Raw genomic sequence first — 14,528 nt, forward strand, 5'->3', positions numbered from 1 at the left:
CCTTTAAATTGTTAAGGCTTTCTGTTAAAAAACCTGTGGGATCATCCCACAGGTTTTTATATTACCCATTATGATGTTTATATAGCCATAACACACCAGATTTTAAAATGGAGGCAAGGCGTCCGGTAACGGTTGTATCCATTAAATAGGCAAAGCCTTTTTTCTCGCCCAATGCACCTAAAAAACCTTGGATTTTAATGTCTGGCATTTTTTCAGGAAGTGTTTTACCTTGCCACAATGTTTTAAGTACAGTAGCAATCTGGTCGGCTTGTTCTTCGGCAAGTTGTGCGCTCGGCGCAAAAGGTAAGTTGGCACAATCACCGACGACATAGACATTTGGATATGTTGGGATTTGATGATATTGATTGACTATGACACGATGACTACGACTTAAATCGACAGGTAAGTTGCGGACAAGTTCAACAGGTTGAATACCTGCTGTCCATACAATAAGATCATGTTCGTTCTTAGTATCTTTGTTATAGAGTGTCCCCGGTTCAACTTTAACGATGTTGGAGTTTGGTACGACCGTAACATCATGTTGATCAAACCATTTTTTGACATAATTGCTTAGTTTTTCAGGAAATTGATTTAAAATACGCTCACCACGATCATATAAAAAAATCTCAAGATCATCACGACTTTCACGTAATGCACTAGCAAGTTCAATCCCACTCAATCCAGCGCCTACAATACCTACTTGTGCCCCGCTTGGTAATTCACAAATATCATGATATGTTTTACGTGCAGCCGCTAAAGTTTGAATGCTGTACGTGTGTGTTTGTGCACCGGGAACATTGTGATATTTATCTTCACATCCTAGTCCGATAACAAGTTCATCAAAATCAACACGAGTTTGACCCACTGATACAATTTGGTTATCTAAATCAATGTGGGTAATTTCACCGTAAACAGTATTAATGCGCGCATCCTTTGGAAAATTGACTCTTACTTCTTTATCAGATTTTGATCCAGCAGCTAGAGCATAAAACTCGGTTTTCAATCCGTGATAAGGCATACGATCAATGAGTGTTACACTATAATCATTTGGCAATGCTTCTGGTAAAATTTTCGATAAGATACGCATATTGCCATATCCCCCGCCTAACAAAACTAAACTCTTCATATCTTGATTTCCCCTTTAATCATGAATATTTTGAAAAGAGTAGGATACACAATGTCTAGTCACACCATTGAATGGTCCTACTTTAACAAAGATGTCTCAAGTTCAGACTTTGTAAAAGATACATAAAAAGTATTGTAAAGCGTAAGACTATACAAAGCTTTCATCTCTAATCCCCTAAGATAGTGCTACCTACTTCTCATGCACCAAAAGTTTGATAATTGTTCATATTCAATTATAGACTTTTTTTGAAGGGCTTACAAACAAACTTTAAATAAAATCACTCAGAAATGAAAAGTCCAATGGTGAGTATATATTTTTAGGTCCATTATTTGTACAAAAGCTGAATAATGTTATGAGCGATGCGATAGATGATTGATATAAAATTTGTTATAATGACATCATTAAACTTGAAAAAGAAGGTGTCACATGAATCCAATTGTCGAGTTTTGTATTTCAAATTTAGCAAGAGGTTCTCAAAAGGTATTTGAAATATTGGACAATGACCCAAATGTTGATGTATTGGACTATGGGTGTTTGCAAAATTGTGGCGTTTGTAGTTCAGGACTTTACGCACTCGTCAATGGTGACCTTGTCGAAGGAGAAACATCTGAGGAATTGTTACAAAATATATATGCACATATAGAAGAAACATGGATTTTTTAAGGAGGAATTGAGATGGCTACAATCAATTTAACAGAGGCAGCGGCTTATGAAGTCAAAGATATGTTAAAGCAAAACGATATGCCAGAAGGTTATTTGAAAGTTAAAGTCAACGGTGGTGGTTGTACAGGCTTAACTTATGGTATGACAGCTGAGGCAATGCCTGGAGATAATGATGAAATTTTAGAATTTTACGGTTTGAAAGTTTTAGTAGACCGTGAAGATGCACCGATATTAAATGGTACAACGATTGATTTTAAGCAGTCATTAATGGGTGGCGGTTTTCAAATTGATAATCCGAACGCAATAGCTTCATGTGGGTGTGGTAGTTCGTTCCGTACGGATAAAGTAGCAGGAACGCCTGAAGAATGTTAATGTAGGGCATGTCATTTTAGAGCAGCAGTATGATCTATTGTAGAAGTGTGATAGATGTCGTACTGCTGCCTTTTGCTATCGAAAGAAAAATATAAAGAATAAAGCGCTTTCAAAAAGGTAGCTATAATCTTTAAAATGTAAAAGAAAATCAATGTTGAAATATGAAAGAAATTGCGTGAAAACTTGAATTCACTCATAAAAAACTATAAACTAATAAATGACTGTATTTTACAATTTTGTGTACTGTTGAAATCATGAGGGTATACAGTATAAATAGAATGATAATATTTAAGAAGGAATAGGTGAATACAATGGCAGAACGTAAAAAAGTACTCGTTTTAGGTGCCGGTTATGCAGGATTGCAAACTGTTGTGAAACTTCAAAAACAAATTGCAGAAGAAGATGCACAAATTACGTTAATCAACAAAAATGATTACCACTATGAATCAACTTGGTTACATGAAGCTTCAGCAGGAACGATTAGTTATGAAGATTTACTTTATCCAATTGAGAGTGTGTTAAAAAAACAGGTTGATTTTGTTAGTGCCGAAGTTACAAAAATTGATCGCAATGCGAAAAAAGTTGAAACTTCACGTGGTATCTTTGATTTCGATGTTTTAGTTGTCGCATTAGGCTTTGAATCTGAAACATTTGGAATTGAAGGTATGAAAGAACATGCTTTCCAAATTGAAAATGTTCATACAGCACGCCAAATTTCACGTCATATTGAAGATAAATTTGCTAACTATGCAGCGTCAAAAGAAAAAGACGATAAAGACTTAGCAATCTTAGTGGGTGGTGCTGGTTTTACAGGTGTTGAATTTTTAGGGGAGTTAACAGACCGCATTCCTGAGTTAGCAAATAAATACGGTGTAGATCAAAGCAAAGTGAAAATCACATGTGTAGAGGCTGCTCCGAAAATGTTACCAATGTTCTCAGATGAGTTAGTAAACCATGCAGTGAGCTACTTAGAAGAACGTGGTGTAGAATTTAAAGTGGGTACACCAATCGTAGCAGCAAATGAAAAAGGCTTTGTAGTTAAAGTTGATGATAAAGAGCAACAGCTCGAAGCGAACACAGTAGTTTGGGCTGCAGGCGTACGTGGTAGCAATTTGATGGAAAAATCATTCGAAGGTGTAAAACGTGGCCGCATCGTAACTAAACAAGACTTAACAATTGAAGGTTATAACGATATTTTCGTCATCGGTGATGTGTCTGCATTCATTCCTGAAGGTGGCGAACGTCCATTGCCAACAACTGCACAAATTGCAATGCAACAAGGTGAGAAAACAGCTTCAAACATTGCACGTATTTTAAAAGGTGAACCAACAGAAAACTTCACGTATGTTGATCGTGGTACAGTATGTTCATTAGGTCGTCATGATGGTGTAGGTGTTGTTTATGGTCGTGAAATTACAGGTAAAAAAGCAGCATTTATGAAACGTGTCATTGATACACGTGCCATTTTCAAAATGGGTGGCTTAGGTTTAGCTTATAAAAAAGGTAAATTTTAAGGCAGTATAATTAAATATTATTTATAGCAGAAGCTGTAAATTTATGAGCAAACTGAGCATTAATCAATGATTATTATGCAATGTTTGCTCATTTTTATTACTTATATCATTAAGGAGTGAAGCAGTTTGAAACAATCAGACAAGCAAGCTAATATTCTTGTGATGGGTGTGCCAGAGCATTTGAATCAACTTGAAGAAGATGCAATTCAAGATAAGGCACTTATTGAAACTTTACAAACGTTAAAAACACATCGATTGATTAAAGGACAGTGTGGTGTGATAGCGACAGCACCAGTGTATCTGAATAAACAATACGATAGAATCGTTACAGTAGGCATGGGTAATCTGAATCAATTAAAACCTCAGGATTATTTAAAGATTTGGGGACAACTTTTTCAATATTTACATCGAGAACAACTGACAAATGTCACATTATATCCTCGTACTTTTTTAACTCAAACGATACAGCCACAAAAGATTTTTCAATTAATGGGATTACAAATGGAGCAGGCAATTTATCAGTTTGATGACTATCGTTCAGATAAAAAAGCAGCCTTTAAAGTACAAGTTGAATGGATACCATCAGACCATAATGGTATGTATCAGGAAGCGGTCAATTCAGGACAAATATTAGGACGTGCGGTGAATAGAGCACGTGATTTGAGCAATATGCCTCCTAATATTTTAACGCCGGATTATTTAGCAACTTGTGTTCAATCATACTTTAAAAATACTGAAGTTGATGTATGTATAAAAGATGAAGAGGCCTTACAACAAGAAGGTTTTGGTCTAATTCATGCTGTGGGTAAAGGTTCTATTAACCCACCACGTTTGATTACACTACGATATAACGGAAACCCTAAACATGCAGACGATGTTATTGCGTTGGTAGGTAAGGGCATAACGTATGATTCAGGGGGCTATTCTATTAAGACAAAAACAGGCATGCCTTCTATGAAATTTGATATGTGTGGTGCAGCGAATGTCGTCGGAATGGTCGAGGCTATTGCATCTTTAAAATTAAAGGTAAATATAGTAGCAGTTATAGCTGCTGCCGAAAATATGATTGCCAATAATGCAATGAAACCAGATGATGTATTTACAGCACTAAGTGGTGAAACTGTTGAAGTACCTAATACAGATGCAGAAGGGCGACTTGTTCTAGGAGATGCATCATTTTATGCAAATCAATTTCAACCACGCGTTATATTAGATTTTGCGACATTAACAGGTGCAGCCGTTGTTGCATTGGGTGAGGATAAAGCAGCAATTTTCAATAAAAATGAAGATACCGAGATTTTGGATCAAATATTAGCATCTGCACGTGCAATGGATGAAGCATTATATGAATTACCCATCACTGATACTGAAAAGAGAAATATTAAGAAATCGGATATTGCAGATTTAACAAACCATGTAAATGCAAACGGCAAAGCTCTATTTGCAGCAGCTTTCGTTACACATTTTAGTGGAGATACACCACACTTGCATATTGATATTGCAGGGCCAGCAACGACATCAGTATCATCTTATAAAGGGCCTAAAGGTCCAACCGGCGTAATGATCTCAACGATTGTTAACTGGTTAGCAACACAGTATGAAAATGAAAGTAGCAGAAGTTAGATGTTTTGAACTTATCATAGCCGATAATAAGAATAATGATATATGTCTATTTTGTTAAGACATATGTATACAGAGATATATTCATTCTAAAAGCGGGACTACAAAAGCTTCGTGTAAAAGCAGCTTTCTGTTCCGCTTCTTTTATTATTTCTATTCTTTTTAGTCATTAATTGAATCATCATTTTAAAATCTTTGGCAATTCGTATTGACTAAAGTTAGGGGAGCTGTTATATTAAACACACGATACTTTAACTTGATAATGAACTAAAGGAGTGGGCGGAATGAATGCTGTTCTTATAGCAGTTGTACTGATGATTATTTTATGTTTGTGTCGCTTAAATGTAGTGATCAGTTTATTTATCAGTGCATTAGTCGGTGGTATGATTGCAGGGTTATCTCTGGAAAATACGATTTCGATTTTTACATCAAATATTGTGGATGGTGCAGAGGTAGCATTAAGCTATGCGCTATTAGGTGGATTTGCGGCATTAATCTCATATAGTGGTATAACAGATTATTTAGTGACAAAAATTATTAAAGCCATTCGTGCAGAAGATACAAATGTATCGCGTATCAAGGTAAAAGTGATTATTATTATTAGTTTATTAATATTAAGTGTTATGAGTCAAAACGTTATACCCGTTCATATTGCGTTTATTCCGATTGTTATTCCACCTTTAATTAGCTTGTTTAATGAGCTAAAAATGGATAGACGTTTAATTGCAGTGATTATTGGTTTTGGTTTATGTTTTCCATATATACTATTACCATTTGGTTTTGGTCATATCTTCCAAGAAATCATTCAAAAAGGCTTTGAAAAAGCGAATCATCCTATTGAATTTAACATGATTTGGAAAGCAATGTTAATCCCAGCTTCAGGATATATCATCGGTTTAATACTGGCAATGTTTTATTATCGTAAACCAAGAGAATATAGAACGATTGAAGTACAAGAAGAGGAGAATACAGCTCAATTAAAACCTTATGTTTTAGTTGTAACAGTGATTGCAATCTTAGCAACATTCATTGTTCAAACATTGATAGGTTCTATGATTTTTGGTGCATTAGCAGGAGTACTTGTATTCTTCTTATCTGGAGCTTATGCATGGCGTAAGTTGGATGATCAGTTTGTTGATGGAATTAAGATTATGGCATATATCGGTGTGGTTATTTTAACTGCTAACGGTTTTGCAGGTGTAATGAATAAAACAGGAGATGTTGAAAAGCTTGTTGAAGGGTTAACAATGATTGCAGGTGACAATCAGTTTATAAGCATTGTGCTTATGTATATTATTGGTTTGATTGTGACACTGGGTATTGGTTCATCTTTTGCAACAATTCCAATTATTGCAGCACTTTTTATTCCATTTGGTGAATCAATGGGATTAAGTACAATGGCATTAATTGCACTCATTGGTACAGCTAGTGCATTGGGTGATTCAGGATCGCCAGCTAGCGACTCAACATTGGGACCTACAGCAGGGTTAAATGTTGACGGTCAACATGATCACATTCGTGATACATGTATACCGAATTTTCTCTTCTATAATATTCCGCTTATTATTATGGGAACAATTGCAGCACTTGTATTATAATCAAGTGTGAAAGAAGGGATTGCAATGACAAATTTGATTGAACTTTTAGAAATGGATATTCTTGAACAGCATGAAGGTTATGTCAAAATGTCTATGCCTATCAGTGATAAAGTGAAACAACCTTTTGGCTATCTTCACGGTGGTGCAACAATGGCACTTGGGGAAACGGCATGTTCAGTAGGCTCAGCAGCACTTGTAGATATTGCACAAGAAATACCAGTAGGCCTAGAAATGAATGCCAACCATATCCGATCTGCAACAGAGGGATATGTTTATGCGGAAGCAACAATTATACATCAAGGACGTACGACGCACATATGGGATATTCGTATTACAGATCATAATAAACGATTAATAAGTATGATGCGTGGTACTATTGCGATAAGAAGAAAATAGAAAATAATGGCGCTTCACTTTTTGTGGTGGGATGGCATATGCTGTCTCACCTTTTTTGGTATACAAAAAGCGCATATGTCTCTTTATATACCCCCTTATAGTCATACTATTATTATCTTTTAGTCTAGGAATAATAATTTTCACAATCATAGCTACTGTTATATTCGCTATAATATATGGATATTTTGTAGATGAAATATTTGTAACTATTTTAGGTTTAATTTACATACCATTACTAATGATTATTTTGTTTTAACAGAGTATTTACTTGGTTGTAAAAGTTAATAAACAAATTGGTCACATGATGTCAGAAAACGAACAACAAGTTAATAAATTTTTTGACATAGGGTTAAAATCGTTTGGTTTACTTTCAGCGGGAATATCAGTGGCTAAATATATATTTAATATGACTAAAAATCATTTGAGAAAAATACAGAAGTTCCAGATTTTGTTGTATCAATTATTTCTGATTTAAATACTTCATAAACAAACCTCCAAAATTAAATTAAAACTAAAACAACATTGGAAACACTTAAGCACGATTTTTGACCATTTAGGAATTATTGAACTTTTTAACTAATTATTTTGTTAGGTTAGATACAAGATAATTAGTGGGAGTGGGGAAAATGAATAAAAATATTAGTTTTAAATCTAGAATAACAAAAGGGTGTGATGCATTTGCTATTGTATTAAGTGTAGTTTTAAGCTCTGTATTAGCTGATCATTATTCTTATGCATAGGAAAGTAAAACTATAGAATCAACTGAAAATGGTTTGGGTGTTTTACAAGTAGTTAATGATGAGCAAGCAGTTTTTAAGTTAAATAAAAATATTGGTTATCAATTAAACGATGATGGTAGTATATCATTGATTGATAATAATAAAAACGAAAGTAAAAAACTTCCTATAGAAGGTAAAGACAGAAACAATGAAAAAATAAGATATGTTTATACAGAAGATAATAATCAATTAGTATTAAATGCTGTAAGTGAAAATGCTACATCAACCAGAGGGGCTAGAGAATGAATGTTGAAAAGATAATGAATGGTTATATTTTGATAGCTTTGATAATTATTATACTATTAGGACGTTTATTAGTTTATGCGTTATCGGGAGATGTTACGAAAACAATAAACTCTTTTAGCTTTTTTTGTCATTTAATGGGTTTAGCTGTTTATATATATTGTTTATTTTTAGTGAAAAAGCAAGGTAAGATTGATAGTTTTTGGTGAATTTGTTTTTTAGTACTAATATTGCTTAAAGATATATAAATAAAAGGCTGTCCACCACAGAAGATGAACAGCCAATAATAAAGGGAATTGGATGGCAAGTGCCATTCAATTCCCTTTTTATGTTAAAGTTTAGTGCCTTTAAGATCGTCTTTAACTTCATCCAATTTCATTCTTTTTGAAGCAGGTGTCTTTAAGTTATATGCAGACTTCAATACCATATGACTGGCAAGAGGACCTGTTAAAAAGACGAACATAATACCGATCAAAAGTTGAAAGTTTACATAGCCTTCTTTACCGATAAAATAAATAAATGTACCAGTGAGTAAGAGCATAGTTCCAAGTGTGGCCGCTTTACCAGCAGCATGTGCGCGCGAATAAACATCATCCAAACGCAACATACCGATAGCAGCGAGGGCACTAAACAGAGCACCAGAAATTACAAGAATAAGACCAATACTAATCACGATCGTTTCTGTCATGCTCAATCACCTGTCCTTTATCCATAAATTTTGCGAATACAGCCGTACCAAGGAAAGCTAAAATACCAATTAATAAAATAGCAACCATCATATAGCGTGTTCCAAGAATAATAGAGAATAAACCGATAATGGCCATAAGTTGAATACCAATTGCATCTAATGCAACGACACGGTCAGGCAAAGATGGTCCAATAATAACACGAACAAGAATAGCTAAAATTGAGAGTACGACAATGACAAGTGCAATAATAATAAAAATATCATAATTCATCGTATTCACCGACCTCTCTCACTGCTTTTTCAAGTGAATTTTTAATTGCAGCAACTTCTTCTTCTTTAGTTGAAAAATCTAATGAATGAATATATAGACGTTTCATATCATCATTCACACCGATGACTACGGTACCGGGTGTTAATGTGATCAGATTGGATAATAATGCCACTTCCCATTTATATTTTAAGTCTGTTTCATAGACAAAAAAGGCAGATTCATTTTTGATTTGAGGTTGAAGAATAATACGCAATACATCAATATTGGCTTTAATCAATTCTGAAATAAAGACGAAAATTAATTTAATAATGTTATAAAGTGTTACGATATAGAACCGTCCTGGCAATAGTTTGCGCATAAGAAATACTAATCCCATCGCAAACAAATAGCCGAGAACAAAAGCATTCATCGTATAACTATTTGATAAAAATAACCAGAAAATTGCTAACAATAAGTTGATTACAATTTGTACTGCCATATTATTTCACCCCCAATACACTATTAATATAATGATCTGGTTGATAGAAGGACTTCGCTGCTTCTGCCACAATAGGGTACAATTGATCAGCAAACAAACCGAATGCCACTGTAATGACAACAGCTAAAATGGATACAGCGAGTAGTCCACGATGATGCAAACGAGGATTGTAAATGTAACCATAGCTCTTACCAAAAAAGCCTTTGAGAAAAATATTAATAACAGAATATAGAACGACTAAGCTTGAGAGTAAAACGATTATACCGCTAAAGTAGAATCCTTCCTCAAATGTAGCACGGACAATATAAAGTTTACCGTAAAAACCACTGAATGGTGGGATACCTGCTAAGCTGAGTGCTGCAATAAAGAAAGTCCAACCGAGTACAGGATAGTGATGAATCAAGCCACCAAAGTCACGTAAATCTGTTGTTTTTGTGATTTTATACATAATTCCAATCAAGAAAAACAACGCAGCTTTGACGAGCATATCATGCAATGTATAGTAAATGGCACCGATCATACCAGACTCATTCATCATAGCGACACCTACTAGAATGACACCGACTGCAATCATAATATTGTAGAGAATAATTCTTTTCGTATCTCTAAAACCAACTGCACCGACACAGCCAAATATAATTGTCAATAGTGCGAGTGCTAAGATGGTATAGTGCGAGAATGTCAAAGTATCATGGAAAAATAAACTCATTGTACGTGCAATAGCGTATACACCTACTTTAGTTAATAACGCACCAAAGAAAGCAATAATTGCAAATGGAGGTGCATAGTAAGCACCTGGCAACCACACGTACATTGGGAACGCTCCGGCTTTTGTTGCAAATACAAAAATAAATAAGACAAAAACAATGCTAACAAGCCCCGGGTGTGATTGATAAACGGTGTCGAGTTTCATACTAATATCTGCCATATTTAAAGTGCCAACCACAGAATATAAAATACCAACTGCAATAATAAAGAAAGCAGAAGAAACCACATTGACTAATAAGTATTTAACACTTTCTTGGAGCTGGATTTTAGTTCCACCGATAACCATTAAGCCATAAGAGGCCATTAAAAACACTTCAAAGAATACGAATAAGTTGAAAATATCACCCGTGATAAAAGCACCATTAATCCCTGTTAGCATAAACATGACAGTAAAGTAATAGTAATATGTTTCACGATGTAGGCCGATAGATTGATATGAAAACAGAATGATTAAGAGTGTCACGATTACACTTGTTGTGACGAGCAATGCACTGAATAAATCGAGTACAAAGACGATACTATATGGTGCTTTCCATGAACCAAGTTCGAGGACAATGGGATGTCCGAGTTGCCACACGTGGTATAAATTAATTAAAGCGAATACGAGTGTGATGAGTGTTCCTGTTAAAGCAAGGTAACGCTTGATATAAGGGCGTAAACCACTAAATATTAATAGGATTGCAGTGATTACCGGTACAACAAGTACCATAACGAGTAAGTTCTCATTCATCATCATCTTGTGGCACCCCTTTCATACGTTCTACGTTATCTGTTCCTAACTCCTTGTAGCTTCTAAAAGCTAAAACTAAGAAAAATGCTGTCACCGCAAATGAGATAACGATAGCTGTTAAAATCAAAGCTTGCGGAATGGGGTCAACGTAGTTTGAAATCCCTTTTTCATAGATAGGAACGTTACCATTTTTTAGACCACCCATTGTTAAAGTGAATAAGTTTGCAGCGTGTGATAATAGTGCAGTACCGATAATGATTCTGATTAAACTTTTAGACAGAATGAGGTAAACGCTAATAGAAGTTAAAAAGCCACAAACAATGATTAATACAATTTCCATTACTCATTCTCTCCAATCGTTAAAATTATTGTTAATACTGTACCGACTACAACAAATAAAACCCCGGTATCGAATATAACCGCTGTGTGTAAATGCATCGGAGCTAAGAAAGGCAATGGAATGTCAAAAGAAGTATGTGTAAAAAAGTTTTTACCATATGTCCAACTTAGCATAGGTGCAGCGATACAAAAGGTTAGTCCTAAAGCGATTAACTTTTTAAAGTCCCAAGGAAAGACTTTACGAAGTGTCTTCACATCAAATGCCACTGCAATAATAACTAAAGCACTTGAAACAAGGAGCCCTCCGATAAAGCCACCACCGGGTGTGTAATGTCCAGCTAAAAAGAGCGAGAAGCCGAACATCATGATTAAGAAAAAGATAATCAGTGCGGAATATTGAGATATTAAATCATTTTTTTGCCTGTTCAATCTTCTCCACCCTTTCGTAACCGTTTTTATGTTTTGCGCGTAATTTAATTAATGTGTAAATGCCCATACCTGCAATACCGAGCACAGCTGATTCGAATAATGTATCGGTACCACGGAAGTCAACGAGAATAACGTTAACCATATTTTTACCTTCTGCAAGATCATAGACATGCTTTTTATAGAATTCACTAATTGAATCGAAATGTCTGTTGCCATATGCAATTAAGCCGAGAACTGTAACAACAGCTCCAACACCGATAGAGATGATAATATTACCTAATTTATATGATGTTGATTCATTATAACGACTCATATTAGGAAGATGGTAGAAACACAACAAGAATAATGCTGTTGAAATCGTTTCTACAACAAATTGTGTTAGTGCAAGGTCAGGGGCATTAAAGAAAATAAAGAATATAGCCATTGAATAGCCCACTGCACTAAGCATAATAATGCTGAATAAGCGCGAACGTGCGAAAACAATCATTGTTGCAGCTATTGTAATCGTAATGATCGAGATAAATTCGTATAGTCTGATAGGAGATACTTTAACGAAATCCCATGAGAATGGTACAAAAGCAAGTGTTACAAATGTGAGTAAAATCATCATAAAAAAGATGATGACTAAATTATTACGAATAAATCCTGTCATATAAGTACGTGTAATTTGTGTTGCGTAATAAGGTGTATAACGTGCGGTTTGGTCATACCAATGATTTAATGTCACATTCTTAGGGATAGCCCGTAAAAAGGGTACCCAATATTTAAACGTTAACAATAATAACAGACCTATACCATAAATAGTGAGTGTTGCAAAAAAGGCAGGTGTGAAACCATGCCACATATGGAATTCAGCCTGTACATTGTCGACATTAGCGATTGCTTTAGTAGCAGGTTCTACAAATGGTGCTGATACAATGCTAGGGAAGAAACCAATCGCAATAACTAAAGTAGCTAAAATGATAGGTGAAATATTCATCAAAATTGAAGCTTCATGTGCTTGGTTAGGTAAGCGATTTGGACGATATTCTCCTAAAAAGATTTCAGAAATGAATTTAAACGAGTACACGAATGTAAACATACTGCCCACAATTGCAACGATAGGGATTAATAAACCAATCGTATTTAAATTAAAAATACCTGACTCCGTTACAGTAATCATAGATTCTAAGAATTGTTCTTTTGATAAGAAACCATTGAATGGTGGTACACCTGCCATACTAAGTGAAGTGATAATCGACAATGTAAAAGAAATAGGCATAATGGTCATTAAACCGCCTAATTTTTGAATATCACGTGTACCAGTAGCGTGATCGACAGCACCGGTAATCATAAAGAGTGCGCCTTTAAAGGTCGCATGGTTAATCAGATGAAAAATAGCCGCACTAAAGGCTGCAATGTATAGCTGGCTTTCTGCACCTTGAAAATGATAACTGACTGCACCGATACCGAGCATAGACATAATCATACCCAGTTGGGAAACGGTAGAAAATGCAAGAATACCTTTTAAGTCTTGTTGCTTTGTAGCATTGAGTGATCCCCAGAATAACGTAACGAGTCCAAATGCTGTTACGGTCCATATCCACCCTTGTGAAATTGCAAAAACAGGTGTTAGACGAGCAATTAAGTAAATTCCTGCTTTAACCATTGTTGCTGAGTGAAGATATGCACTGACAGGGGTAGGCGCCTCCATTGCATCAGGTAGCCATATATAAAATGGGAACTGTGCTGATTTTGTCATTGCACCCATAATAATAAAGACCATAGCCAATATGAAGAATGGAGAAGACTGAATGCTTGAAACATGTGCAATGATTTCACGGATACTCCAACTACCTGAAGCAATATATAGTAGAATGAAGCCACCAAGTAATGATAAGCCACCAAATACAGTAATCATCATAGATTTCATTGCCCCATAGAGTGACTTATCTTTATGACGCCAAAATGAGATGAGTAAAAAGCTTGAGAATGATGTAAGCTCCCAGAAGAAATATAAGATGAGCAAGTTGTCTGAGAGTACAACACCGAGCATAGCACTCATAAAGATCAGTAAGTAACAGTAAAAGTTTCCTAACTGTTCTGACTGACTTAAATAACTAATAGAATACAATACGACTAGGCTTCCAATACCAGTGATAAGTAAACTGAATAGTAAGCCGAGCCCATCTACATAAATGTCAAAGTTCATACCGATTTGTGGCATCCATGCAGCGGACTGTTGGGTATAATGTCCGGACATAGTAGGTTTGATGTATGATAAAAAATACACAAACAACACAAAAGGAATCGGTAACACAAACCACCCTAAATGTATACGTTTATAAAATCGATACAAAACAGGGATGAGTAGTGCAAATATCAGCGGTAAAATTACCGCAATATGTAACCAACTCATAAATTGTCCTCCTTTAAAAAACTACGATATGCTTATTATACATGATAATGAATGGTGTGAAAAACATGACCCGGATGTGATGACTGTCCTTCACGCCTTCATTTAAATAAGAAGAA

The 14,528-nt window shown here is 35.2% G+C and carries 16 protein-coding genes; 8 read left to right on the top strand and 8 right to left on the bottom strand.

The window, feature by feature from the left end; all coding sequences use genetic code 11:
- Positions 1-61 precede the first annotated feature (61 nt).
- Positions 62-1,126, bottom strand: a complete 1,065-nt coding sequence (locus FGL66_RS02180; protein ID WP_180809988.1) for an NAD(P)/FAD-dependent oxidoreductase — start codon at positions 1,124-1,126, stop codon at positions 62-64.
- Positions 1,127-1,552: 426 nt separating this feature from the next.
- Between FGL66_RS02180 and FGL66_RS02185 the strand changes: the two genes are divergently transcribed.
- The 8 genes from FGL66_RS02185 (at position 1,553) to FGL66_RS02220 (ending at position 8,520) form a co-directional block, all read left to right on the top strand.
- Complete coding sequence (locus FGL66_RS02185) at positions 1,553-1,789, top strand: YuzB family protein (RefSeq protein WP_180809989.1); 237 nt, start codon at positions 1,553-1,555, stop codon at positions 1,787-1,789.
- Between the two features lie 12 nt (positions 1,790-1,801).
- Positions 1,802-2,161: a HesB/IscA family protein gene (locus tag FGL66_RS02190; RefSeq protein WP_180809990.1), complete on the top strand. Its 360-nt coding sequence runs from the start codon at positions 1,802-1,804 to the stop codon at positions 2,159-2,161.
- Positions 2,162-2,472: 311 nt separating this feature from the next.
- On the top strand, positions 2,473-3,675 hold the full coding sequence (locus FGL66_RS02195; protein WP_180809991.1) for an NAD(P)/FAD-dependent oxidoreductase: 1,203 nt from the start codon (positions 2,473-2,475) through the stop codon (positions 3,673-3,675).
- A gap of 126 nt (positions 3,676-3,801) precedes the next feature.
- Complete coding sequence (locus tag FGL66_RS02200; protein ID WP_258007296.1) at positions 3,802-5,298, top strand: leucyl aminopeptidase; 1,497 nt, start codon at positions 3,802-3,804, stop codon at positions 5,296-5,298.
- A gap of 281 nt (positions 5,299-5,579) precedes the next feature.
- Positions 5,580-6,893, top strand: a complete 1,314-nt coding sequence (locus FGL66_RS02205) for a Na+/H+ antiporter family protein (protein ID WP_180809992.1) — start codon at positions 5,580-5,582, stop codon at positions 6,891-6,893.
- Positions 6,894-6,917: 24 nt separating this feature from the next.
- Positions 6,918-7,289, top strand: a complete 372-nt coding sequence (locus FGL66_RS02210; protein ID WP_180809993.1) for a PaaI family thioesterase — start codon at positions 6,918-6,920, stop codon at positions 7,287-7,289.
- A 773-nt stretch (positions 7,290-8,062) separates the two neighbouring features.
- Positions 8,063-8,314, top strand: a complete 252-nt coding sequence (locus tag FGL66_RS02215) for a hypothetical protein (protein ID WP_180809994.1) — start codon at positions 8,063-8,065, stop codon at positions 8,312-8,314.
- A complete protein-coding gene (locus FGL66_RS02220) occupies positions 8,311-8,520 on the top strand; it encodes a hypothetical protein (protein WP_180809995.1) in 210 nt (69 codons plus the stop codon). Before FGL66_RS02215 ends, FGL66_RS02220 begins: the two co-directional genes overlap by 4 nt.
- Before the next feature lie 122 nt (positions 8,521-8,642).
- On the opposite strand, the gene FGL66_RS02225 is transcribed toward FGL66_RS02220, so the two are convergent.
- The 7 genes from FGL66_RS02225 to FGL66_RS02255 are packed head-to-tail and all read right to left on the bottom strand — an operon-like array spanning position 8,643 to position 14,412.
- On the bottom strand, positions 8,643-8,999 hold the full coding sequence (locus FGL66_RS02225) for a Na+/H+ antiporter subunit G1 (protein ID WP_180809996.1): 357 nt from the start codon (positions 8,997-8,999) through the stop codon (positions 8,643-8,645).
- Positions 8,977-9,270 (bottom strand): Na(+)/H(+) antiporter subunit F1, encoded by a 294-nt coding sequence (locus FGL66_RS02230; RefSeq protein ID WP_180809997.1) that lies wholly within the window; start codon positions 9,268-9,270, stop codon positions 8,977-8,979. The genes FGL66_RS02225 and FGL66_RS02230 overlap by 23 nt, the downstream gene beginning before the upstream one ends.
- A complete protein-coding gene (locus tag FGL66_RS02235) occupies positions 9,260-9,748 on the bottom strand; it encodes a Na+/H+ antiporter subunit E (protein ID WP_180809998.1) in 489 nt (162 codons plus the stop codon). The genes FGL66_RS02230 and FGL66_RS02235 overlap by 11 nt, the downstream gene beginning before the upstream one ends.
- 1 nt (position 9,749) lies before the next feature.
- On the bottom strand, positions 9,750-11,249 hold the full coding sequence (locus FGL66_RS02240) for a Na+/H+ antiporter subunit D (RefSeq protein ID WP_180810451.1): 1,500 nt from the start codon (positions 11,247-11,249) through the stop codon (positions 9,750-9,752).
- Positions 11,239-11,586 (bottom strand): Na+/H+ antiporter Mnh1 subunit C, encoded by a 348-nt coding sequence (gene mnhC1 / locus FGL66_RS02245; protein ID WP_180809999.1) that lies wholly within the window; start codon positions 11,584-11,586, stop codon positions 11,239-11,241. Before mnhC1 ends, FGL66_RS02240 begins: the two co-directional genes overlap by 11 nt.
- Entirely contained in the window at positions 11,586-12,014 is a 429-nt protein-coding gene (locus tag FGL66_RS02250; protein ID WP_180810000.1) for a Na(+)/H(+) antiporter subunit B, read from the bottom strand. The genes mnhC1 and FGL66_RS02250 overlap by 1 nt, the downstream gene beginning before the upstream one ends.
- A complete protein-coding gene (locus FGL66_RS02255; RefSeq protein ID WP_180810001.1) occupies positions 11,995-14,412 on the bottom strand; it encodes a Na+/H+ antiporter subunit A in 2,418 nt (805 codons plus the stop codon). Before FGL66_RS02255 ends, FGL66_RS02250 begins: the two co-directional genes overlap by 20 nt.
- Between the last annotated feature and the right edge of the window lie 116 nt (positions 14,413-14,528).

It is taken from the genome of Staphylococcus sp. 17KM0847, from assembly GCF_013463155.1.
Classification (GTDB): Bacteria; Bacillota; Bacilli; order Staphylococcales; family Staphylococcaceae; genus Staphylococcus.

Excerpts from the sequence above, each read along its gene's own strand:
- FGL66_RS02220 (WP_180809995.1), top strand. The coding sequence starts at position 8,311 with ATGAATGTTGAAAAGATAATGAATGGTTATATTTTGATAGCTTTGATA.
- FGL66_RS02235 (WP_180809998.1), bottom strand. The coding sequence starts at position 9,748 with ATGGCAGTACAAATTGTAATCAACTTATTGTTAGCAATTTTCTGGTTA.
- FGL66_RS02225 (WP_180809996.1), bottom strand. The coding sequence starts at position 8,999 with ATGACAGAAACGATCGTGATTAGTATTGGTCTTATTCTTGTAATTTCT.
- FGL66_RS02210 (WP_180809993.1), top strand. The coding sequence starts at position 6,918 with ATGACAAATTTGATTGAACTTTTAGAAATGGATATTCTTGAACAGCAT.
- FGL66_RS02190 (WP_180809990.1), top strand. The coding sequence starts at position 1,802 with ATGGCTACAATCAATTTAACAGAGGCAGCGGCTTATGAAGTCAAAGAT.
- FGL66_RS02240 (WP_180810451.1), bottom strand. The coding sequence starts at position 11,249 with ATGATGAATGAGAACTTACTCGTTATGGTACTTGTTGTACCGGTAATC.
- FGL66_RS02180 (WP_180809988.1), bottom strand. The coding sequence starts at position 1,126 with ATGAAGAGTTTAGTTTTGTTAGGCGGGGGATATGGCAATATGCGTATC.
- FGL66_RS02255 (WP_180810001.1), bottom strand. The coding sequence starts at position 14,412 with ATGAGTTGGTTACATATTGCGGTAATTTTACCGCTGATATTTGCACTA.
- FGL66_RS02185 (WP_180809989.1), top strand. The coding sequence starts at position 1,553 with ATGAATCCAATTGTCGAGTTTTGTATTTCAAATTTAGCAAGAGGTTCT.
- FGL66_RS02205 (WP_180809992.1), top strand. The coding sequence starts at position 5,580 with ATGAATGCTGTTCTTATAGCAGTTGTACTGATGATTATTTTATGTTTG.
- FGL66_RS02230 (WP_180809997.1), bottom strand. The coding sequence starts at position 9,270 with ATGAATTATGATATTTTTATTATTATTGCACTTGTCATTGTCGTACTC.
- FGL66_RS02195 (WP_180809991.1), top strand. The coding sequence starts at position 2,473 with ATGGCAGAACGTAAAAAAGTACTCGTTTTAGGTGCCGGTTATGCAGGA.
- mnhC1 (WP_180809999.1), bottom strand. The coding sequence starts at position 11,586 with ATGGAAATTGTATTAATCATTGTTTGTGGCTTTTTAACTTCTATTAGC.